We start from the raw sequence: 23119 nt of genomic DNA, 5'->3' as shown, positions 1-23119 counted from the left end.
TTAAGTCTGAGTTAATATAGTAAAGCAGGCAATGCAAAGTAGTAGCAGGGCGAATCCTCGTTTTAGGTGAACAGTCGGTGTTTGTGCTGCAAGTTTTGAAGCAACTCGAGCAACCACAATCGCTGCCAGGGCGATAATTAAAGGGTAGCGCCAATTGATTTGATCCCAAATGGCGAACTTCGCAATAAAGGCGGTGAGGCAATTGAGGGCGATAATTAGTAGCGAGGTTCCCGCTGCCTTATTTTGGGGAGTGTGAAAAAACAACACCAAGATCGGAATTGCTAAAAAGCCACCACCAATGCCAAAGAGGCCAGTTAATGCACCAATTAACAACGAGAGCAAAAGTAGTGCCCAGACCGGCATCTTCTTCTCTGGTTGAGCTTTAACTGGTGATTTAATCATTGAATACGCTGCGCCAAGAAGGACTAAGGAAAATCCAATTAAGATAACTCTGTCAGGTATTTTGGTAACGATTAAACCTAAACCGATGTTTGTTAACAATCCCAGCGCCCAAATTGTTAAAGCCTCTTTGACTAACACATCGCCACTTTTAAATTTTGGCGCCAAGCCAGATATTGCTGCTAAGAAAACTACCGCTAAGGCTGCGGTTGTGGCGTTAATTGGTGTGAAATCAAATAGGTATAACAAAATTGGGACTGAAACCATTGCGCCACCTGCACCGATAAAGCCAAGGACTGCGCCAATAAAGCCGCCACTGATCAATGCGGTCAGAATTAGCGATATCTCCATGAGGCGATGCTTTCATACAAATGTGGTTAATCATGAGAAAACCGCCCCAAAGTATAAAAAAGTAGGGGCGGTTTGTTTAAATATTAGCCAAAGAAAAGCAGAGTTCCTACCGTGTTTCCAAAATCTGCGCCACCGCGAAGTAGTGCGAAAATAATCATTGCCGCACCAGCTAATGCAAGATCTTTGAAAAAAGAGATGCTCTCGTTTTGCTTAGCAGTCGCATCACTCTCTTTCCAGAATGGGTGCATTAAGAAGGCGGTGGGAAGTAAGAATGCAGCAAGTAATAGTGCGCCTAGGTCAGCATAGAAACCAAGTGCAATATAAAGCCCACCTAGCACGAGCATTACTCCGGTTATGTAAACGGCAAACTTTGCCATTGGTATCTTCTTATATTGAGCGTAGCTTGTCATCGCAGCATTTTTGGTTATATGCGAAATTCCAGAGCTAATAAACAAGAGCGCAAAAAGCACCCGTCCAACAACTAGTAAAAGTTCAGTAATTGACATGTATTCCCTTATTTACCTTTCAGAGATTCTCACCAATTTGGCTTGATCTATTCGTTTAATTATCAGCCTAGTCATTACTCTCAGGTATATAACCTAAACTTAAGGTATGTCTAACGATTTTTTTGTGGAAAATTTATGAGTTTTAGCGAGGGATTTGCAACCATTTTGCATGTAGATATGGATGCTTTCTACGCATCGGTTGCAGAAAAAGATAATCCAAAATTAAAAGGCAAAGCTGTAGTTGTTGGCGCAGGCAGACGTGGTGTGGTCTCAGCCGCAAATTATGAAGCAAGAAAATTTGGTATCAAAGCTGCGATGCCAATTTATAAGGCAAAGGCTTTAGCACCGCACGCGGTTTTTATTGCCCCTGATATGGCTAGATACGCAGAGGTCTCAGAGAGTGTGATGAAAATTTTTGAAGATGTTACGCCCTTAGTCGAACCGATCTCTCTGGATGAAGCGTTCTTAGATGTGACAGGGGCAAGAAAACTTCTTGGCACCGGCAGACAAATTGCCGATTCAATTAGAAAAGAGGTTGAAGCACGTGAAGGAATCACATGTTCTGTTGGAATTGCCCATAACAAATTTATCGCAAAAATCGCTTCAAATCACTGTAAACCAAATGGGGTGCTGGAGATAGATCCAGGAAAAGTTTTGGAGTTTCTTCACCCACTGCCAGCTAAGGAAATATGGGGAGTTGGACCAAAAACTAATGAGCAATTAGCAAAGATTGGCTTAATGACAGTTGGCGATATTGCCAATACGCCGCGTAGTACATTAATTAGGGTTTTAGGCCAAGCAAGTGGTGCTTCACTTTATGAGTTGGCTTGGGGTAGGGATTATCGAGATGTTGAAAGTGTGCATATTGAAAAAAGCATCAGCGCCTCTGAAACATTTGATACCGATCTAGATCAATCGGAGGAGATCTTAAAGGAGTTCTTAAGATTGACTGAGAAAAGTGTAGAACGAATGCGAGAGAAAAACTTTGCCACCAACACAGTTTCAATTAAAGTCAGATTTGCAGATTTTAAAACAATAACTAGATCAAAGAGTTTGGATCTGCCAGTTTCTGGAACCCAAGAGATATTTGAGGTGGTGAAAAAGCTATATCTAAACCTGCATCTTGATCGAGCGCTAATTAGATTAGTTGGGGTCTCATTAGATTCCTTGGTGGTCAATGAGGAGCTGCACCAGATGGTTTTGGGCGAACGTGCCAGCAGTTGGCGTCAAGCCGATTCTGCGATTGACCGGATTAAAGCCAAATTTGGCAGAGGCAGTCTGCGCCCAGCCAGGTTGGTTGAAGATCACGAAGAAGAGTGAGCCTTTAGGTTTAAAAATATCGTCAAGTGCTCTATATTTCGAATATGGCACTTTCTGACCACGAAAAAAAACTTCTTGCTGAGATGGAGGCTGCATTGGAGCAAGAGGATCCACGGCTGCTATCTACCTTGACCGGTAAGGCTCGCACCCGCCAGGGCTCTCGGGCGCTCTTGGGCTTAAGCATTGTGGTAGTTGGTTTGCTGGTTTTGATCAGCGGTCTGATCGCTCAGGTCACCGCAGTGGGAGTGATTGCATTTCTAATCTGTCTAGCTGGATTGTTGCTCTTCATCACCAACCTCACGGTGAAAACTGGCTTTAAAGGGGTAAAAAAGCCGGGGTGGGGGCAAGGGCTCGAGGAGAGATGGGATCGGCGTAACAACCAGAATTAAGCTGCATTAAGAGTCGCCTACCGCCTATCTGGGCGGTTTTTTTATGCCCATTTTCGGCTGGGAGGGTAGTGGAGTGATAGTGGGTGAGGGGGGTTGAAAGTGGGGAAAAAGGGAGTAAAGTGGTGGCCTAAGCCGTAATCTGAGCGTGGGGAGGCCAGTTGATGTTTCTTGGCACCCATGAGCCCAAACTTGATGAAAAGGGCAGATTAATTTTGCCAGCTCGATTTAGAGATGAATTAGCAGATGGTTTAGTAATAACAAAGGGTCAGGAGAACTGCCTTTATGTTTTTCCAGCAGCTGAGTTTGCATTAATTACTGAAAGATTACGTCAAGCACCAGTCACTCAGAAAAATTCTCGTGATTATTTAAGAGTGATGTTTGCCGGTGCTCATGATGAGGTGCCAGATAACCAAGGTCGAATCAATATTCCATCTGGACTTAGAACTTACGCCAGCTTAGAAAAAAATTGCGTAGTAATTGGTGCTAATACCCGACTTGAAATTTGGGATCAAACTGCTTGGGGTAAGTATTTAGCAGATCGTGAAAAAACCTTTGCTGATGTATCAGAGGAGGTACTACCTGGATTGTTCTAAATCCAAACAAATATCTATTTAGGCCACCGCCACTTATAAAAATTCGCGGCGCCACTTCCCCGGTGCCGCGCATTATTGAAAAAAGTTCCGTCAAGTGGCGGTGACCTAAGTAGATATCTGGGTAGATGAAAGTAATAAAAGTTCTAAGAAAAAGAAGAAGAAAAAAAGGGGGAGAGGCAAATGAGTGCAAAGGTTTCGCACACACCAGTGGCAGTTGAGCGCTGTGTAGATTTGCTATCTCCAGCACTTGAAAATAAATCTAAACCTTACTTAATTGACGCCACACTAGGTCTAGGTGGCCATGCCAAGGTATTTCTAGAGCGATTTCCCAACTTACAGTTAATTGGTTTAGACCGAGATGCATCGGCGATTAGCATCGCTAAATCTAATTTAGCTAAGTATGAAAAGCGCACCACATTTATTAACACCACATTTGATCAGATTCAACCGTCACTTCTTACCGCTGGATTAGAAAGCGCTGATGCAATTTTGTTTGATTTAGGTGTCTCCTCAATGCAACTAGACCAGGCAGAGCGGGGCTTCTCCTACGCCTATGAAGCACCCCTTGATATGCGGATGGATCAGCGTGCTGCCATAACCGCAGCCCAGGTACTCAGTAGCTACTCTCACGGACAGTTGGCAAAAATTCTACAAAATTATGGCGAAGAAAAATTTGCTAGCAAGATCGCAGAAAACATTATCAAGGCGCGAACAGCCGGTGAGTTAAATACCACTAAGGATCTAGCGCAGATAGTTAAAGACTCAATTCCAGCAGCAGCTCGGCGCACTGGTGGTAATCCGGCTAAGCGCACCTTTCAAGCAATTCGGATAGAGGTTAATCAAGAGCTCACCATTTTAGAGCGAGCAATTCCAGCTGCCTTATCAGCCTTAAGTATTGGTGGGCGCTTGGTAGTGATGTCTTATCAATCCCTGGAGGATCGAATTGTTAAAGGGTGTTTTGCAAATGTTACAAAATCATCCACCCCACGGGGGCTACCTGTTGAGCTTCCTAACTCAGCAGCAAGCTACAAATTATTACTCAGCAGCAGCCAGGGTGCTGATGAAAATGAGCAGATAAGTAATCCACGTTCCCAATCGATGCGACTTCGAGCGATTGAACGGGTGGCTGCCTAATGGCGATATTTGAGTTAGCACCGGCGATAGAAATATCTCGCAAGATTGTCCGCGAAAAAACTAACAAAGCTGTTTTACGACTTGTTCCAGAGATTAAGTCTGGTGAGGTTGCAGCCCAGCGCACCTTTGTAATTTTCATTGCAACTATTTTTACCGCAGGGCTGCTATCACTTTTGGTGATTAATACTGCGCTCGCAAGGGATGCATTCTTGCTAAAGCAACTCAAACAAGAGGCGCAGCTATTAACTGATCAGCGAGAGGCAATTTTGCGCCAAGTGGCACAAAAATCCTCACCTGAAAAATTAGCTGAGCAAGCAAGCAAATTAGGCATGGTCCCTAGTAGTAACCCAAGGTTTCTAGATATCTCGGTAGGTGGCTAATGAATCAATCTCGACTGGTGCAGGATCGAATTCGCAAAATTGTGGCAATTGCAATTGTCATTTTTTTACTTTTCGGATTGCGCTTAATTGAAATTCAGGCAATCAGAGCAAATGGCTATGTCGAAAAGGCGAATGTTGAGTTGGGTAAAACGGCAACACTTTTGGCACCGCGAGGGACAATCTACGATATCAATGGGGTTGAATTAGCAAGAAGTATCACAGCAATAAATATTGCCGTTGATCAAACAGTGGTTAATGACCCAGTAACTGCCGCAAATATAGTGGCACCAATTCTAGGAATGACTCCCAGCCAACTTCTACCTGACCTTACCGGAGAACGACGATATGTATTGATCGCCAAAGATATCACCCCAGCTAAGTGGAGTGAAGTTTATGAAGCAATTGAAAAATACAATTCAATTCTCTTAAAAAGTAAAGCAGGAATTAGTAAGCGAATAGCTGGCTTTGTGCCAGAGCGCAGCTATATTCGTGATTACCCAAGCGGATTATTGACTGCATCTTTGGTGGGAATTATCAACGATCAAGGAGCAGGTGCTTCTGGAATTGAAAGTAGTCTAAATAATTTACTTGCTGGCACAAATGGTAAATACGCCTACGCAAATGGTCGCGGAAAAATAATCCCCGGTTCTGAACGAGTTAGTGTGGAGGCAAAAGCTGGAACTAGTATTCGATTAACTATTGATCGAGACATTCAATGGGTTGCGCAAAACGCCATTAATCAGGCGGTTTCCTCGGCTAGGGCACAATCAGGCACGGTAATAGTTATGGATCCAAAAACTGGTGCCATTTTGGCGCAAGCAAGTGCGCCAACATTTGATCCCAACAATTCAAACTCAATTACTTTGGGCAAACTGCGCAACCCAGCGGTGCAAGATGTATACGAACCAGGTTCAACTGGAAAAGTAATTACTGTGGCAGCTGCGATGGAAGAGGGTCTGATTACCCCGGAGTCGGTATTTACTATTCCTTACAAAATGAAGGTTGCAGATGAGTACTTCCATGACCATGAAAAGCATCCAACGCAGCGATTAACTACTACTGGATTGCTTGCGGTTTCAAGTAATACCGGATCAATACAAATTGGCCAAAAGTTGGGTAAAGATCGATTGTATGAGTACCTACGTAAATTTGGTATGGGACAAAGTACTAATTCAAAACTTCCTGGTGAATCCGCTGGCTCACTACTACAAGTGAAAGATTGGTCTGGCACCTCTTTGCCAACATTTGCTTTTGGTCAGGGTTATTCATTAACTGCTATGCAAACCACCTCAGTCTTTGCCACAATTGCAAACAATGGCGTACGAGTTTCACCTTCAATATTGGCTGGTGTGGTTGATGAGAGCGGGAAGTACACCCAGGCAAAGGAAAATGCATCGGTAAGAGTTTTAAGTGAGCAAACCTCGCAAAATATGAGAGCCATGATGGAAAGTGTTGTTTCCAAAAACGGAACTGCGCCTTCAGCGGCAATTCCTGGCTACCGAATTGCAGGAAAAACTGGAACTGCAAATCGCTATAACACAGCGTGCGGTTGCTATAGCGGCTACACCGCATCATTTGTGGGTTTTGCACCAGCTGATGCACCTGAGTTTGTAGTTAGTGTGACCATTCAAGACCCACAAGGAATGCATTGGGGTGGAGTATTGGCTGGACCAGTATTTAAAAAGGTAATGAGTTTTGTGTTGCAAAGTAAGCGGGTGCAGCCCACAAAAACCGATAAAACTATTTTTAGCCTAACTGAAGCTGCTTTAAAATCTGCAGTGAGTACAAAAGCAAAGAGCGGGGCTTAATAATGAGTATTAGGCCAAAGATTTCCATCAGTAAATCACTTGCAGATTTTGATGCAAAAATCTTTGACCGAAACTGCATGATTTCTGGGGTTTGCATAAATGCACAGCAGGTGAAAAAGGGTGATCTATTTATCGCATTTGCTGGGAGTAAGACACACGGGGCAAAATTTATTGAGCAGGCAGTAAGCAATGGCGCTGCTGCGGTATTAAGTGATAAAAAATTGGATGCAGGAATTCCAAGTTTTATAACTCCTGAGCCTAGAAAGTTTATCGGTCCAATTACTGCGTGGTTGTTTAACCATCCATTTGAGCAATTAATTGCAGCAGGTGTGACTGGCACTAATGGAAAAACCACCACCGCTAATTTGGTTAAACAAATTTGGCAGCTATGTGGCCAGGAATCTGCGCTAATTGGAACTTTGGGAGTTCAAGTTGGTGGTCAAGATTTACAAACCGCAAGAACCACGCCAGAGGCAGATGAATTACAAGCTCTGGCAGCAACAGCTCTAGAAAAAGGATGTACTAATCTCATTATGGAGGTCAGTAGCCATGCGATTGATCAATCTCGCATCAAGGGATGCAAATATAAAGTTGTAGCGTTTTCAAATCTCACCCAAGATCACCTGGATTATCACAAGACAATGGACTCCTACTTCGCTGCCAAAGCTGCCTTGTTTACCGCAGAGTATGCCAGCGTTGCGGTAATTAACATTGATGATGCCTATGGCGCCAAATTAGCAAGTGAATCTGCTATTGCAGTAACCACAGTCTCTAAAAAAGCCAGCAGCGCGGATTATTACTTAAAAAGTTCAAAACCAACTAAAAACGGATTTTTTGTAGAAATTGCCACTAAAACAGGTGAGGTAATCGCTGGTGATTTTGGGCTACTAGGAGATTTTAATTTAGAGAATTTATTACTAGCGGTTGCAATAACTAATTTAACGGGTGTTGCCACCTCCCAAATCACATCTGTCCTACCTAAACTCAACTCTGTTCCAGGAAGGCTAGAAAAAATAGATGCCGGGCAATCATTTACCGCGTTAGTTGATTACGCCCATTCACCAGATGCTGTGGAGCGAGTGTTAAAAACTGCCAGATCCTTTACTTCAGGTCGTGTTATTGGTGTATTAGGTTGTGGTGGCGATAGAGACAGCAGCAAGCGATCTTTAATGGGTAAAGCGCTATTTGATGGTTGTGATCAAGCGATTTTTACCAGCGATAACCCACGCTCTGAATCAGCTGATGAGATTTTGATGCAGATGACTGATGGGCTTGTGATGGGTAGTAAAGGATTTGTATTGGCCGATCGTAAGCAGGCAATTGATCAGGCAGTGAAACTAGCAAAGGATGGCGATACGGTTTTGGTATTAGGAAAAGGACATGAAAGTGGACAGGATTTTAAAGGCGTTATCACCCCATTTGATGATCGAATCGAGCTATCTGAATCTATTAAGCAGGGCAAGAAATCATGATTAAAATTTCAGCAGCGAAATTTGCCCAGGTAGTTTCGGGGAAATTACACAATATTCCAGAGGAGATGATGATTGATCAAAATCCGGTGATCAATTCGAAAAATGCTACAGATGGCACTTTTTTTGTAGCCTTCAAAGGGTTAAATGTGGATGGTCATGATTTCGTCAACGAAGCTGTGTCTTCCGGGGCAAAATTTGCATTAGTTTCTAAACCAGTTGAGGTTTCATCAATTGTGGTGGCAGATGTTGGTCGAGCACTTTTGGATCTAGCAAAATATGTTAGAGAAAACATTAAAGATCTTAAGGTAATAGGAATTACAGGTTCACAAGGAAAAACCACTACTAAAGAGCTCTTAGACTCTATTTTAAAAAATATTGGCCCAACTATTTCGACCATTGATAATCTAAACACCGAAATCGGATTGCCATTAACTTTACTTAGGTGCACAGAAGATACAAAATATTGTATTTTAGAGATGGGAGCCAGACATGTTGGTGATATTGCAAAGCTGACCCAGATCTCATCACCAGATGTTGGCGTGGTCTTAGTTGTAGGTCAGGCACATTTAGGTGAGTTTGGTTCTGTTGAGAGATTAGCAAAAACCAAGGCAGAGTTGGTAGAAAACCTCGGTGAGGGAAAAGTTGCAGTTTTAGGTTGTTATGACTCTTTCACACCAAAAATGGCTGAAAATTCAAAGGTTAAGAAAATACTTTTTGGCGAGGGGCAGGAGATAAGAGCGGCTGATATTGAGATCCACGGCGGATATGCAAATTTTGATCTAGTCACACCAAAGGATCGAAGCCGAGTATCACTGCATGTTCTAGGTGAGCATCAAATTGCAAACGCATTGGGTGCTGCTGGCGCAGCATATGCACTTGGTATAGGTGGTGAGAAAATATCTCTTGGTCTTACTACCGCTGCTTTGAGCAGTAAGTGGCGCATGCAAATTGAGGATTTCTCCGAAATTAAAATAATTCACGATTATTACAACGCTAATCCAGAAAGTATGAAGGCAGCGGTGAAGTCACTTGCTTTCTTAAGCCAAGAAGGTGGCGGACAATCTTGGGCGATTTTAGGCAAAATGCATGAGTTAGGTGGATCTGAGAAATCGGGCCATGAGGATGTTGCGCAGTACTGTGTTGAGATTGGGATAGATCATCTAGTCAGTGTGGGCACCGAGCTCTACACACTGCCTGCAAAAAAGGATTTTGAGGGGAATTTGCTCCTACATAAGTGCTCAAACCCGCAGGCTGTTTTAGAGTTAGTCAAGAATTTTTCGGCTGGCGATGTGGTGTTGCTCAAGGCATCAAGGTCTGAGAAGTTTGAAGAGCTAGCTAGCATTATTAAAGATGCCTGGAATGGGAGAGAGAAATGAAAGGTATTTTGCTCTCTGGTGCTATCGCTGCAATTTTTGCCTTCTTTGCTACTCCTGCTTTAATAAAAATCTTAACAAGGAAGGGTTACGGCCAAATAATTCGTGAAGATGGGCCAACTACACATCATATAAAGCATGGAACACCAACTATGGGGGGTCTTGCTTTAATAGCTGCGGTAATTGTGGGTTATTTCGCAAGCCACTTAATAACCGGTGTTGCCCCAACTACATCAGCATTATTGGTAATTGGACTAATTCTGGGACTGGGATTTGTTGGATTATTGGATGATTGGCTAAAAATCGTAAAACAAAGATCGTTAGGATTAAAAGCTAAGCAAAAATTATTTGGTCAAGCTTTAGTTGCTGGATTATTTGCTTATGCTGGATTGCAGTTTCCAGACCAAGATGGTTTATCTCCAATTTCAGCAAACCTATCCACGGTAAGAGATACCGCGATAAAAATGTCAGTTGCGCTTGTAATTATTTGGGTAATTTTGATGGTGCTAGCAACTAGTAATGGTGTGAATTTGACTGATGGATTAGACGGCTTGGCCACTGGCGCCGCAGTTATGGTTTTTACCGCCTTCATTTTAATTGGGGTTTGGGAGTTTGGCCAAAGTTGCGCGGTATCACCTGGGCTTAAATGTTATGAGGTTAGAGATCCGCTTGATCTTGCTGTATTAGCGGCTGCATTAGCGGGTGCATGTGGCGGATTTTTATGGTGGAATGCTTCACCCGCCAAAATATTTATGGGTGATGTTGGCTCCCTTGCGTTGGGCGGAGCATTAGCTGGAATGGCAATAACATTAAGAACTCAACTGTTGCTAGTTGTGCTTGGATTTATATTTGTTCTGATTACTGCGTCGGTAATAATTCAAGTGGTTTATTTTAAAATTTCAGGTGGCAAGCGTGTTTTCAAGATGGCCCCATTGCAGCATCACTTTGAATTAATGGGTTGGGGCGAGGTAACCATTGTCATCAGATTCTGGATCATTGCCAGTCTTGGTGTTGCCGCAGGCTTGGGATTGTTTTATGCCCAATGGGTCGTTTCCTAGCATGAACTTTGTCGCAGAATTGGCAGCCAAAAAATGTTTAGTGATTGGGGCAGGTGTTACTGGTCGATCTGTTGAGAAGGCGTTAAAAAAGTTCGGTGCAACTACTGTCTTGTTTGATGAGAAATTATCTAATACTTCAGATGTAACAAATCAAATACCGGATGGAATTCAACTGGCGGTAGTTTCACCCGGATGGCGTCTAGACCATCCAGTAATTTCAAAACTTAAATGCAGTGGTATTGAGGTAATAAGTGAGGTTGATTTGGCCTGGAAAATAAAGCAAGTATTAGCCCCTGATCAACGATGGATTGCTTTAACCGGCACAAATGGCAAAACCACAACTATCAAGATGGTTGAATCCATTTTCAAGGCAGCAAAAATAAATGGCGCAGCTTGCGGAAATGTTGGTGAAACAGTCATTGATGCCGTAATTGCAGATAAACCTTATGAGTACTTGGCAATCGAGCTTTCATCATTTCAAATAGAGTGGAGTAATTTAGCGAAGTATGAGGCGGTGGCAGTTCTTAATATCGCTCAAGATCACATCGATTGGCATGGAAGTTTTGAAGCTTACGCTTTGGCAAAGCTTAAATTGCTTAAGCAGAGTTCAAAAGTTATATTAAACAAGTCCGATCCTGAGTTATCACGTCGAGTAATGGCAGATTCAGTAATTTGGTTCTCACTTGATACCCCAAATGCAGGTGAGTTGGGCGTAGTGGAGAATTTATTAGTAGATCGTGCTTTTTCACTTTCACCAGCACAAGCTAATGAGATATCGGAGTTGGTTGATATAACACCAACTGTTCCACATAACATACTTAACGCACTTGCAGCGGCAGCATTGGCATTGGCAATAGGCGTAAATTATGAATTGATTAAATCTGGTCTTAAGAATTTTTTGCCGGATCATCATCGTATGGAATTAGTCATAAACAAAAATGAAATTAACTGGATCGATGATTCAAAAGCAACTAATCCTCACGCTGCCATCGCTTCATTGCTGGCAAACTTTAATGTGGTATGGATTGCAGGTGGCCTTGCAAAAGGGGCAAGCATGAATGAATTGGCACAAAGATGTTCTAGCAGAATTAAATCTGTAATTTTAATTGGGGCAGATCGCGAGCTAATAGCAGAGGCGTTCAAGGAAAAATCACCTGCCATTGAGATTTATAGAGTTGATCAAATTAGTGATGCAAAGAAATTGATGGAAGATGTTGTTTTCCAAGCAATTAATATTGCTAAGCCGGGGGATACTGTATTGCTAGCACCAGCCTGTGCTTCCATGGATCAATTCAATTCATATGCAGAGCGTGGGCAGCTATTTGCACAAGCAGTTAAGGCCTTGGTCTGATATGAGTGGCAATTTAACAATGCACAAGTACTCTAGATTTTTTGCCAGACCAGAGCTTCCATACTACTTAATAATCTGGAGCACGCTTTTCTTATGTGCACTTGGCTTAACCATGGTTTTATCTGCATCAACCGTTACTTCTCTGAGTGAGAGTGGTAACACCTACTCAATCTTTATAAAGCAATTCTTCTTTTTAATCATTGGTGGCTTTGGATTTTATTGGTCCCATCGAGTTCGCGGTTTGATTTGGCCCAAAATCGCTCGCTACTCGCTAAGTATTTCAATCATTATTTTGCTATTGCCATTTATACCAAATTTAGGAAAAAACATTAATGGAAATAGAAACTGGATCGAGATTGCTGGCTTCACGTTACAGCCGTCAGAGTTTGCAAAATTTGGTTTAATACTCTGGTGTGCTCTACAACTTCGAAAAATAGGCGACGCACCTTCTAAGTTGAAAAATTTTTTGAGGCTTTTACCTGGTTTATTTGTAATAGAGATATTGATTTTATTTGGAAATGATCTTGGCACTGCGCTTTTGGTTTTAATCATATTTGTCGGAGTGTTATTTATTTCTGGGGCGCCAATGAAACTTTTTGCTGCCATTGGAGTTTTTGGGGTAGTAATCGGAAGTGCTTTTGTTTTAAGTAGTAATTATCGAATGGGTAGATTTGCAGCCCTGTTTGATCCATTTGATGAGCGATACTACAAATTCGCAGGGTGGCAGCCGGCGCACAGCATTATGGGACTTGCAAGTGGTGGTTTATGGGGAAGTGGATTGGGCGCAAGTAAACAAAAGTGGGCCAATCTGGCTGAGGCACATACTGATTTTATTTTCTCAGTAATTGGCGAAGAGCTTGGTTTGTTGGGCACATTACTGGTGTTGGCGCTTTATGCAGCGTTAATTTATTCGATTCTGCGTGTGGCACTGAAAACTAAGGATGATTTTTCTAGATATGTGACGGCGGGTGTTGCATGTTGGTTGATAGCTCAAATTACGATAAATGTTGGTTCCGCTACCTCACTTGTTCCAGTGATTGGCGTAACGCTGCCATTAATCTCCTACGGCGGCTCATCTTTGTTAGCAAATCTAATTGCGATTGGTTATGTATTGGGTGTAGCCAGACGCACACCTGAGATTGCAGATGGTATTAAGGCAAGTAGATTGCGAAAAATTAATCAATGAGCGCCAAAATCCTATTTGCCGGTGGCGGCACAGCAGGCCATGTTGAACCAGCATTAGCTGTAGCCAACTGGCTGCATACCAATAAGCCAGATTGGGAAATAACATTTGTAGGAACTAAATCAGGCCTGGAAAATCAATTAGTTCCGAATGCAGGTTTTCAATTGCTTCATATTCCTAAGGTATTGATGCCAAGGCAGATCACGCCCGCTACATTTATCTGGCCAATAAAAATCGTTTATGCCACGGTAAAAGCTCTTAAAATTTGTCGTCAATCAGATTTAGTAATTGGATTTGGTGGTTACGCCTGTCCACCAATTTATTTAGCTGCGGCAATTTTACGCAAGCCAATCTTTATTCATGAGGCAAATGCAATTCCAGGTTGGGCGAACAGACTGGGTGTGCCCTTTGCTGATCAAATTTTTATTGCCTTTTCTCGTGCTGGACAAAAGATTGGTAGGTGGCGTAAGGCGCAATTAAGTGGCATGCCGATTAGGGCTGAAATCATTGCTGCAGTGCATCTTTCACCTGATGAGGCAACAAAGATTAGGCAGGCGCAGTTAGATAAATGGAAGCTCTCTGCAAACAAGCCAACAATTTTGGTCTTTGGTGGCTCTCAAGGTTCTAGGCACATAAATGAAGCAATTTTGCAATCACTTTCAATATTTACTGAAAAGGGTGTTCAAGTTGTCCACTCAGTTGGTCGCAACAACCCGCTACCTCCCTCAACTGAAAATTACCTACCGGTTTCCTATATCGATGACATGTCTGCTGCCTATCACGCAGCTGATCTGGTGATTGCACGAAGCGGTGCCCTAACCTGCGCAGAGTTGGCTGCTGTAGGTAAGTTTGCAATTTTAATTCCACTACCAATTGGAAATGGTGAGCAGGCAGCCAATGCTGCTGATTTGCAAATTGCTGGCGCCGCTGAAGTGGTAGATGATAATAAATTTAACGCTGACTGGTTAATTAGTAATTGGGATCAAATCTGGCATAAGGCAAGCAATTACCAGCCAAGTGTGCGTGGAGAATTTTCTGCTAGCCAGATAATTGGTCAGGCAATAATTACCAGAGTTGGCAGTGGTAAATGAGCACTAATCAAAGGTTTACTTTAAGTGAGTTAGCAAAGTTAAAGATTCATTTTATCGGCATCGGTGGCGCTGGGATGAGCGGAATTGCGCGAATCATGTTGGCAAAAGGTTTCAACATTTCAGGCTCAGATAAAAATGATTCTTCACTCCTCACCTCACTTAAGGCATTAGGAGCGGAAATATTTATTGGACATGATGCTCAAAATCTAGGAGGAGCTGAGTTAGTGATTATTTCTTCGGCAATTGCGGAGACCAACCCGGAGTTACTTGCAGCAAAAGCAAGAAGTATTCAGGTGGTGCAACGGGCTAATGCGTTAGCTTGGTTAATGTCTGAGTCCACCTCAATTGCTGTCGCTGGAACTCACGGAAAAACTACAACCACCGCCATGCTAACTGTCGCTTTGCAATCAGCTGGGCTTGATCCATCCTTTGCAATCGGCGGAACAATTAACACCGCAGGCACCAATGCCCATAGTGGTAGTGGTTCAATATTTATAGCCGAGGCCGATGAATCAGATGGATCATTTCTGGCGTATCAACCAACTGGCGCCATTATTACCAATATTGAATTGGATCATGTGGATCACTTTGCAGATGAAGCAGCGGTATTCGAGGTTTTTGAGCATTTTGTTTCCTCGATTAAAAAGAATGGTTTTTTGGTCGCCTGTGGCGATGACCCTGGCGTAAAAACCTTATTAAAGCGAATCAACAGGCCTGATTTAAAAATCCTGCTATATGGCAAAGATGAAAGCAATGATTTTAGAATGAGCAAAATTGCATTGGCGCCAACTACCTCGATCGCTTCAATCTCAAGCACTGGTAAAAAACTTGGCGAGCTCCAACTTTCACTTCCTGGGGAGCATAATTTGCTCAATTCATTAGCAGCTTTTGCAGCAGCCACTGAGGTGGGTGCGGCTGAGGATAAATTGATATTAGGTCTCAAAAGCTTTACTGGAACTAGGCGTCGGTTTGAATTAAAAGGCGAGGTTGCTGGCGTTAAGGTAATTGATGATTACGGTCATCATCCAACTGAGTTGACTGTTACATTGATTGCGGCAAAAAATTTAGCGCAAAGCGGGAGGGTCATAGTCGTTTTTCAACCCCATCGCTACTCCAGAACTGCTGCTTTTGCCCCCGCCTTTGCTACCGCTCTAAAAATAGCTGACTTTACTTTTTTGCTCGAAGTTTATGCAGCAAGTGAGAAACCCATATCGGGAGTCTCATCACTTTTAATTGCTAAAAACATGTCAGCTACTGAAGTGAAATTTGAGCCATCCATGCTGGCGGTGGTTAATGAGGTGGCAGCAATGGCAAAAAGTGGTGATGTGATAATTACCCTTGGGGCAGGAGATGTTAGCTCCCTTGGCGAACCGATTCTGCAAGCACTTTCTAACCGCTAAATCAATACATGGCTGATAAAGTTAAAAAGCGAATAAAACGACTGGCAATAACCACAACCACGATTGCGGCTTTTGCAGCGATGGCCTATCTACTTGGCTGGTCCTCGGTATTAACAGTGAAGAGTGTTGAAATAATTGGTACCACTGCGCAACCAGCAATTCTTGCTCAATTTGAAAATGACGAAGTATTGCCACAGGTAGGGCAAAAGTTAGCAAGAGTAGATCCAAGAGCAATTGAAAGGTCATTGAGTAAGTTAGATTGGTTGTCAACAGCTGAAGTTTCAAGAAATTGGATCAGCAAACAAATCTCCATCGCAGTAACGGAAAGAGTTGCCGTTGCTAAAGCTTTAACTCCAGAAAACAGTATGGTCAATTTTGATATTAGTGGAGTCATTTTCAAACCAACTTCAAGTAGACAGCTCCAGGGTCAAGATATGCTGCCAATAGTTTCCACCGCTGGCGATAGTAAGGCTGATCTTTCTGGGGTAGTAAAACTACTTCAGCAATTACCGGAAGATCTGCAGTATTTAATCCAAGATCTGAGGCAAATCTCGGTCACAAAAAGCGGTGATATTTTGATGCAAACCCGGATAAATCAGCTCCCAGTTGAGATCAATTGGGGAGGTGTGCAACAGTTAGAACAAAAGTCCTCAATTCTGATTGCACTGCTGAAGTTGCCGGAAAATAATGAGGTTAGACAGGTTGATCTATCTCAACCCTCTGCACCAGTGGTCAAATAACCCCGCATTTTTCACCTAGTTTTATGGCAAATAATCTGATCTGAAATCTTTAAATTTTTTGAAAATTAACTAAATTATTTAAAGCCCAATACTTCGTGTCGGTTGTTGATTGAACGCGCAGTAGTGCCTACTTTTACTCAATCGGATAGGGATAACCTTAACTCTCGACTTGAGATTTAGGGCTAGGGATGGGGCGCAAAGTGGCAACACCGCAAAATTATTTAGCTGTAATTAAAGTTGTTGGTATTGGCGGTGGCGGAGTTAATGCTGTTAACAGAATGATTGATGTCGGATTAAAAGGCGTTGAGTTCATTGCGATTAATACAGATGCGCAGGCATTGTTAATGTCTGATGCTGATGTGAAATTAGATATTGGTAGAAAATTAACTAGAGGATTGGGTGCAGGGGCTGCGCCAGAGATTGGTCGACAGGCAGCACTTGATCACATTGATGAAATCGAAGAGGTACTTCGCGGCGCAGACATGGTGTTCATTACTGCCGGTGAAGGTGGCGGAACTGGTACCGGTGGTGCACCGATAGTTGCCAAAGTTGCTAAAGATCTTGGTGCACTTACAGTTGGCGTAGTTACCAAGCCATTTACATTTGAAGGAAAGCGTAGAACTGCGCAAGCGGATGAAGGTATTGAAAATTTAAGAACAGAGGTTGATACATTAATTGTGATTCCTAATGATCGACTACTTGCAATATCTGATCGTTCAATTAGTGCACTTGAGGCATTTAGAACTGCTGATCAAGTTTTACTATCTGGTGTTCAAGGAATTACAGATTTAATTACTACTCCAGGCTTAATCAATTTAGATTTTGCCGATGTCAAAAGCGTAATGGCTGGAGCAGGTTCTGCTTTGATGGGAATTGGATCAGCTCGAGGTGAAGCACGATCAATACGTGCAGCTGAGCTTGCAATCTCAAGTCCACTGCTTGAAGCATCAATCGATGGCGCGCATGGCGTTTTGCTATCCATCGCTGGTGGCTCTGATCTTGGTTTGTTTGAGATCTCTGAAGCTGCAGAGTTGGTTGCAAAATCTGCTCACCCAGATGCAAACATTATTTATGGAACAGTTATTGATGATGCGTTGGGTGATGAGGTCAGAGTCACCGTAATAGCTGCAGGTTTTGATGGCGGTCAACCAAAACGTGTTCTGATGCCGGTGATCAACGCCGCCACAATCGGTGGTGAGGCAGATCCAATCGCTGCCAATGATCCGTTGGCTGTTGCCCTTGATCTAAATGTTGGTGCTGCAGATCGGCCACGTAAGCGGATTACCTTTGAAGAGTTAGTCGCAGAAGATGAGATCGATATCCCTGATTTCATGCGGTAGTAGCCGAAATGGCTCGGCTGCTTTTTACATCTAGAAATTTTGGCTCACTTGCAGATCCAGTTAATCAAAGCGAAAAAGATAAGTTGGAAGAGTTATTAAATAAACAAGTTCAATTTATGTCGCAAACTCATAGTAACGAGATTGCGGTGGTTGATCAGATAGGAACCACACCTGGCGCAGATGGTTTAGTGTGCACAAATAAAGATATTGCCCTGGCGGTTAGAGTTGCAGATTGCATCCCTCTACTTCTAATTTCAAGCCAGGCGGTGGCGGCGGTTCATGTTGGCAGAAAAGGATTACTCAATGAGGTTGCGGTCAATGCAGTGAAAAAAATGCGGGAGTTGGGTTCTAACAATATAACTGGAGTAGTGGGACCACACATCTGTGGGAATTGCTATGAGGTTGATGCCCAGATGTATGCAGATATAACCAAACTCCACCCAGCAACCGGTGGAAAGCAAAATTATTTAAATCTATACGCCGGATTGGCGCAGCAGTTATCTGACCTACCTCTTTCAAATCTTGGAATTTGTACTAAAGAAAACTCTGACTACTTCTCATACCGAGCACATGGTGAAGCAGGCAGGCAAGTTGGAGTGATCAGCTTATGAATCGAGTCGATGAGATTTCAAGAAATCTTGAGCAGGTCAAAGAGCGCATTGCCAGCGCTGCCAAGAGATGGAATCGAAGTATCGATGAAATTACCTTAATAGTTGTCACAAAAACCTTTCCACTATCTGATTTAGAGATTTTGTATTCACTTGGGGTGAGAGAGTTTGGTGAAAATCGCGACCAAGAGGCCGCAGTAAAGGTTGGCCAATTGCCAGCAGATATCAACTGGCATTTTCAAGGGGGGATTCAGAGCAACAAATTGAAATCAATTACCAATTGGGCGAGTTATATTCACTCAGTTGATCAATTCAAGTACGCCAAAATTATTTCAGAAAATTCAGCTGGTAAATTTAAATCAATTTTCATCCAAGTATCTCTTGATCATCCGCCAGAATCTCGTGGGGGAGTAGATCCCCAAAAATTAATCACTCTGGCTACAGAGATTGGTCAGTTGCCGAACATTTCAATCAAGGGCTTGATGGCTGTGGCACCAGTTTCTGGAGATCTGCCGAGGGCTTTTGGCAGATTACAGGGCATTCACAATGATTTTAAGGCAACCTTTAACGCAGCCAAATCGCTATCGGCAGGGATGAGTGGCGATTATGAAATGGCTCTTGAATATGGTGCGACACATCTGCGAATTGGCAGTTCAATCCTCGGTAATCGAGCGTAGATCACATAGATTTAAGCCATGGCTAATGCATTTAAGAAAGTCGCTGGATACCTCGGATTGATGGATGAGGAAGAGTTGGATCACGGAACAGACCAACTTACGCAACGTGCACCAAGGTTAGTTCGCGCCAATAGCAAGCCAGCTGCTAAATCTAATGTTGAGTTACTACCACATGTAGATGCAAACAAAGTTGTGGACCATATCATTTCGCTAACACCACGCACCTATAGCGAGGTTCGATTAATTGGTGAGCATTATCGTGAAGGCAAGCCAGTAATTATGAATTTAAGTGAAGCCGAAGATACAGAGCGCAAACGCTTAATTGATTTTGCCTCGGGTTTAGTATTTGGTCACAACGGAAAAATTGAGAAAGTTACCCCTAAGGTATTTTTGTTAACACCACCAAATGTTTCTGTAAGTGTTGAAGATAGAAATTCCGCGGCGCAAGCAAGTTTCTTTAATCAAAGCTGATCCAACTTAAAGGTAATGGGCGCAGTAGTAGGTCTAATTTATTGGGCGCTGAATCTTTTTTTAATAGCTTTAATCGCACGTTTAATTCTGGATTACATTCGGATATTCTCACCTAATTTTAGACCGCGGGGTGTATTTCTTGCATTAGCTGAGTTGGTTTATACCATCACGGATAAGCCGCTCAATTTTGTCAGGCAATTCGTTCCACCACTTAGATTAGGTGGAATCTCACTTGATCTATCTTTTATCGTGGTCTTTTTTGTGGTTCAACTGCTTATGCGATTGGTGATAATTCTTTAATTCTTAACCAGATTTAGCCACAAACCTAATTCATTACTCTTGTTGCTTTCAGATTTAACTTGAACCATAGTGGTGGCAAGCACCTCAGCACTAATTTCTTCTATCGCTGCTGAAATAGCATCGGATGTGGATTCTGGGGCATTCCATTTAACAGTAATTCGATCACTAATATCTAATCCAATATTCTTTCGCTCCTCTTGAATCGCTCGTATGACCTCACGGACTAATCCAGCATTTATTAACTCAGGTGTCAGAGTGAGGTCAAGCGCCAAATTCTCACCCGCGTGTGATGCAACTGACCAGCCACTTCGTGGAGTTTCAGTAATAATTAAATCATCCAATGTGATCTGGGCTGATTTTTCACCTGAGGATAATTTGACCGTAAGAGTGTGAGCGGTGTTTTTACGTAAATCCTTCACTAAGGCGCCATGGTCAGTGGCAGCGATGGTTTTAGCAATTGTCTGAACATCGGCACCAAACTTTTCACCAAGGGTTCGAAAATTAGCTTTCACCGATATATCAACCAAATCAGTGCCTGCTACATGGATGTCATCAAGCTTTAAAATATTTAATTCTTCGGCGATATGAGATTTGATTTCAACTGAGAGTTTTTCCCAGCCAGGGGCCGAGACCAGCGCCCTGGATAATGGCTGGCGGATCTTTACACCAGATTCAGCCCGTGCCGAGCGCCCAAGCTCAACTAAGCGGCGAGAGAGCGCAACCGCGGCAGAAAGATTTTCATCAATCATTGATTTATTAGCAGTTGGAAAGTTGGCTAAGTGAATAGAATCGACTTGATCTGATTGTGCAACCTTAATCAAATTTTGCCAAACATGTTCTGAAATGAATGGCACCATTGGTGCCAGCAACAAGGTGAGGTTTTTCAAGCAGTAGTAGAGAGTATTAAGCGCAACCTCATCACCATCCCAAAATCGCCGCCGAGAACGCCTTACATACCAGTTTGATAAATCATCGATGAAATTTGCAATCACTGAGCCTGCAGTTTGTGAATCAAAATTCTCCAGGGAAAGGTCAACGGCGACAACTAATTTATTTACCTCTGAAATTATCCACTTATCCATCAGAGTTAAATCCTCGGAGAGAGCCGTTACTTTGAAGTTTGCAGCTTTGGCATAAAGGGTGAAGAAAGAGATGGTGTTCCAGTAGGTTAGAAGAGTCTTCCTAACAACATCAGTGATTGCATCATGGCCAACTCGCCTGGCACTCCACGGTGAGCCAGCAGCCAACATATACCAGCGCACTGCGTCCGCACCGTGTTGATTTAGTAGTGGCATTGGTTCAAGCACATTTCCTAAGTGCTTACTCATCTTTCTGCCATCTTTATCTAATATGTGGCCAAGGCATAAAACTGTTTTATAAGAGGATTTATCAAAAACCAATGTGCCGATGGTCATTAGTGTGTAAAACCACCCACGGGTTTGATCAATTGCCTCGCAAATAAAATCGGCTGGATAAGCAGATTCAAACTGCTGGGTAGATCCCGCTTTGTGTGGATACCCCCACTGGGCAAAAGGCATAGCACCTGAGTCATACCAGCAATCAATCACCTCTGCTACCCGCTGCATAGTTGCGGAGCATTGATTACATTTGAATTTAATATCATCGACAAATGGTCGATGCGGATCGAGTGTGCTGAGCTCTTTGCCTGCTAACTTACTCAATTCCGCAAGTGAACCCACGCAAATATCATGTTTATTTTCGCATCGCCAAATTGGCAGCGGAGTTCCCCAATAACGGTTGCGAGAAACTGCCCAATCGATGTTGTTGTTTAACCAGTCGCCAAATCTGCCATTTTTAATAGTTTCTGGATGCCAATCCGTTTTTGCATTCTCTCGTAGAAGTTCGCTTTTAACCGCAGTTGTTTTCACATACCAAGATGGTTGGGCGTAATACATTAACGCGGTATGGCAGCGCCAACAGTGTGGGTAGGAGTGCTCAAACTGGGTACTTTTAAAGAGTAATCCTCGACTTTTTAGATCTTTGATTAATGCTTTATCTGAATCTTTAAAAAACACACCACCAATTAATGGCACATCTTGGTGGAAATGCCCATCAGGGTTTACTGGATTTACTACCGGTAAGTTGTATTTACGACAAACCTCTAAATCATCAGCGCCAAATGCTGGTGACTGATGAACTAAACCTGTGCCATCTTCCACAGTCACATAATCCGCCAAAACTACAAAGTGTGAATCCTTGATTTCGACAAAATCAAAGGGCCTGGCATATTTAGTGTGTTCTAGATCTTTACCCATAAAAGTGGCAACAACTTTTCTGTCTTCACCTAATATGGCAGATAAATCGCTAGCTACCACCAATCGTTCACTTTTTTCATCGATTTTTACTTCAACAACTTGGTACTCGACCTTTGGATTTACTGCAACTGCAGTATTTGAAACTAGTGTCCAAGGTGTGGTTGTCCAAATTAACAAACTCGCTTTTAATTCGGCTAACTTGCCAGAGGTTGCTGGCATGCGGACATAAACTGAAGGGTCTTTAATAGTTTCATAGCCTTGGGCTAATTCATGATCTGAAAGTCCTGTTCCACACCTTGGGCAGTAAGGTGCTACGCGATGATCTTGTACCAACAATCCTTTATTCCAGATCTGCTGCAAAGACCACCAAACGCTTTCGATATATTCCGGCGACATAGTCCAGTAAGCATCATCAAAATCAACCCAGAAGCCCATGCGCTTTGTCATATCCGTAAACTCATTTACGTGGCGTTGCACTGATTCTCTACATTTTTCATTAAATGCTGCAACACCAAACTTTTCAATATCTGCCTTGCCGGTGAATCCCAACTCTTTTTCTACCGCAATTTCAACTGGCAAACCATGGCAGTCCCAACCAGCTTTGCGAATTACCTGTTTGCCCTTCATGGTTTGAAATCGTGGAAAGAGATCTTTAAAGACACGTGCTTCTATGTGATGAGTTCCAGGCATGCCGTTTGCAGTTGGGGGGCCTTCATAGAAACTCCAACGAGGTGAACCATCTCGATTGGTTACAGATTTCTCGAAAATTTGATTCTGTGCCCAAAAATCTAAGATCTCTGCTTCCATGGCAGGAAGATCGATTTGCGCAGATAAAGTATTGATTTCGCGCTGCTTATTCATATCCACCCTACATTCTAACGCGGGGGCTAACCTTTTAT

Annotated in this window: 22 protein-coding genes; 19 read left to right on the top strand and 3 right to left on the bottom strand. The window is 42.9% G+C overall.

Annotated elements, in window-relative coordinates; all coding sequences use genetic code 11:
* The gene (locus B1s21160_RS03775; protein WP_041887476.1) at positions 1 to 750 is read right to left on the bottom strand and encodes a sulfite exporter TauE/SafE family protein; all 750 of its coding nucleotides are present in this window, start codon (positions 748 to 750) and stop codon (positions 1 to 3) included.
* Between the two features lie 83 nt (positions 751 to 833).
* Positions 834 to 1256 carry a DoxX family protein gene (locus B1s21160_RS03770; RefSeq protein ID WP_223297923.1) on the bottom strand — a complete coding sequence of 141 codons (423 nt, stop codon included), beginning with the start codon at positions 1254 to 1256 and terminating at the stop codon, positions 834 to 836.
* 135 nt (positions 1257 to 1391) lie between these two features.
* Here B1s21160_RS03770 and dinB point away from each other — a divergent pair, with 135 nt between their 5' ends.
* The 19 genes from dinB to B1s21160_RS03675 all read left to right on the top strand — a co-directional run bounded on the left by dinB (position 1392) and on the right by B1s21160_RS03675 (position 19944).
* On the top strand, positions 1392 to 2576 hold the full coding sequence (dinB, locus tag B1s21160_RS03765; protein ID WP_041887477.1) for a DNA polymerase IV: 1185 nt from the start codon (positions 1392 to 1394) through the stop codon (positions 2574 to 2576).
* A 44-nt stretch (positions 2577 to 2620) separates the two neighbouring features.
* Complete coding sequence (locus B1s21160_RS03760) at positions 2621 to 2965, top strand: DUF3040 domain-containing protein (RefSeq protein ID WP_041887478.1); 345 nt, start codon at positions 2621 to 2623, stop codon at positions 2963 to 2965.
* Between the two features lie 161 nt (positions 2966 to 3126).
* Positions 3127 to 3558 carry a division/cell wall cluster transcriptional repressor MraZ gene (gene mraZ, locus B1s21160_RS03755; RefSeq protein ID WP_041887479.1) on the top strand — a complete coding sequence of 144 codons (432 nt, stop codon included), beginning with the start codon at positions 3127 to 3129 and terminating at the stop codon, positions 3556 to 3558.
* Positions 3559 to 3738: 180 nt separating this feature from the next.
* Positions 3739 to 4692 carry a 16S rRNA (cytosine(1402)-N(4))-methyltransferase RsmH gene (gene rsmH / locus B1s21160_RS03750; RefSeq protein ID WP_095672471.1) on the top strand — a complete coding sequence of 318 codons (954 nt, stop codon included), beginning with the start codon at positions 3739 to 3741 and terminating at the stop codon, positions 4690 to 4692.
* Entirely contained in the window at positions 4692 to 5072 is a 381-nt protein-coding gene (ftsL, locus tag B1s21160_RS03745) for a cell division protein FtsL (protein WP_041887480.1), read from the top strand. The genes rsmH and ftsL overlap by 1 nt, the downstream gene beginning before the upstream one ends.
* Positions 5072 to 6880: a peptidoglycan D,D-transpeptidase FtsI family protein gene (locus B1s21160_RS03740; protein ID WP_095672470.1), complete on the top strand. Its 1809-nt coding sequence runs from the start codon at positions 5072 to 5074 to the stop codon at positions 6878 to 6880. The genes ftsL and B1s21160_RS03740 overlap by 1 nt, the downstream gene beginning before the upstream one ends.
* A 2-nt stretch (positions 6881 to 6882) precedes the next feature.
* Complete coding sequence (locus tag B1s21160_RS03735) at positions 6883 to 8352, top strand: UDP-N-acetylmuramoyl-L-alanyl-D-glutamate--2,6-diaminopimelate ligase (protein ID WP_095672469.1); 1470 nt, start codon at positions 6883 to 6885, stop codon at positions 8350 to 8352.
* Positions 8349 to 9728 carry a UDP-N-acetylmuramoyl-tripeptide--D-alanyl-D-alanine ligase gene (locus tag B1s21160_RS03730; protein ID WP_095672468.1) on the top strand — a complete coding sequence of 460 codons (1380 nt, stop codon included), beginning with the start codon at positions 8349 to 8351 and terminating at the stop codon, positions 9726 to 9728. Before B1s21160_RS03735 ends, B1s21160_RS03730 begins: the two co-directional genes overlap by 4 nt.
* Entirely contained in the window at positions 9725 to 10783 is a 1059-nt protein-coding gene (mraY, locus tag B1s21160_RS03725) for a phospho-N-acetylmuramoyl-pentapeptide-transferase (RefSeq protein ID WP_041887484.1), read from the top strand. The genes B1s21160_RS03730 and mraY overlap by 4 nt, the downstream gene beginning before the upstream one ends.
* Position 10784: 1 nt before the next feature.
* The gene (gene murD / locus B1s21160_RS03720; RefSeq protein WP_095672467.1) at positions 10785 to 12134 is read left to right on the top strand and encodes a UDP-N-acetylmuramoyl-L-alanine--D-glutamate ligase; all 1350 of its coding nucleotides are present in this window, start codon (positions 10785 to 10787) and stop codon (positions 12132 to 12134) included.
* Position 12135: 1 nt separating this feature from the next.
* The gene (gene ftsW / locus B1s21160_RS03715; RefSeq protein ID WP_095672466.1) at positions 12136 to 13320 is read left to right on the top strand and encodes a putative lipid II flippase FtsW; all 1185 of its coding nucleotides are present in this window, start codon (positions 12136 to 12138) and stop codon (positions 13318 to 13320) included.
* A complete protein-coding gene (locus B1s21160_RS03710) occupies positions 13317 to 14408 on the top strand; it encodes a UDP-N-acetylglucosamine--N-acetylmuramyl-(pentapeptide) pyrophosphoryl-undecaprenol N-acetylglucosamine transferase (RefSeq protein ID WP_095672465.1) in 1092 nt (363 codons plus the stop codon). Before ftsW ends, B1s21160_RS03710 begins: the two co-directional genes overlap by 4 nt.
* Positions 14405 to 15808, top strand: coding sequence for a UDP-N-acetylmuramate--L-alanine ligase (gene murC, locus B1s21160_RS03705; protein ID WP_095672464.1), 1404 nt, complete (start codon positions 14405 to 14407; stop codon positions 15806 to 15808). Before B1s21160_RS03710 ends, murC begins: the two co-directional genes overlap by 4 nt.
* Before the next feature lie 8 nt (positions 15809 to 15816).
* Positions 15817 to 16548, top strand: a complete 732-nt coding sequence (locus B1s21160_RS03700) for a cell division protein FtsQ/DivIB (protein WP_095672463.1) — start codon at positions 15817 to 15819, stop codon at positions 16546 to 16548.
* Positions 16549 to 16748: 200 nt separating this feature from the next.
* Positions 16749 to 17888: a cell division protein FtsZ gene (gene ftsZ, locus B1s21160_RS03695; RefSeq protein WP_041887500.1), complete on the top strand. Its 1140-nt coding sequence runs from the start codon at positions 16749 to 16751 to the stop codon at positions 17886 to 17888.
* 8 nt (positions 17889 to 17896) lie between these two features.
* Complete coding sequence (locus B1s21160_RS03690; RefSeq protein WP_095672462.1) at positions 17897 to 18499, top strand: purine nucleoside phosphorylase YfiH/LACC1 family protein; 603 nt, start codon at positions 17897 to 17899, stop codon at positions 18497 to 18499.
* The gene (locus B1s21160_RS03685; protein WP_095672461.1) at positions 18496 to 19173 is read left to right on the top strand and encodes a YggS family pyridoxal phosphate-dependent enzyme; all 678 of its coding nucleotides are present in this window, start codon (positions 18496 to 18498) and stop codon (positions 19171 to 19173) included. The genes B1s21160_RS03690 and B1s21160_RS03685 overlap by 4 nt, the downstream gene beginning before the upstream one ends.
* A gap of 18 nt (positions 19174 to 19191) precedes the next feature.
* Positions 19192 to 19644, top strand: a complete 453-nt coding sequence (locus tag B1s21160_RS03680; RefSeq protein ID WP_041887490.1) for a cell division protein SepF — start codon at positions 19192 to 19194, stop codon at positions 19642 to 19644.
* Positions 19645 to 19659: 15 nt separating this feature from the next.
* Positions 19660 to 19944, top strand: a complete 285-nt coding sequence (locus tag B1s21160_RS03675) for a YggT family protein (RefSeq protein WP_041887491.1) — start codon at positions 19660 to 19662, stop codon at positions 19942 to 19944.
* Here B1s21160_RS03675 and ileS read toward each other — a convergent pair.
* Positions 19941 to 23081, bottom strand: coding sequence for an isoleucine--tRNA ligase (gene ileS, locus B1s21160_RS03670; protein WP_095672460.1), 3141 nt, complete (start codon positions 23079 to 23081; stop codon positions 19941 to 19943). The genes B1s21160_RS03675 and ileS overlap by 4 nt on opposite strands.
* Positions 23082 to 23119: the final 38 nt, after the last annotated feature.

The sequence above is a fragment of the Candidatus Nanopelagicus hibericus genome (assembly GCF_002288005.1).
Lineage (GTDB): Bacteria > Actinomycetota > Actinomycetes > Nanopelagicales > Nanopelagicaceae > Nanopelagicus > Nanopelagicus hibericus.
The sequence above is the reverse complement of the archived record's forward strand: the minus strand, read 5'-3'. Positions and strand labels throughout refer to the sequence as shown.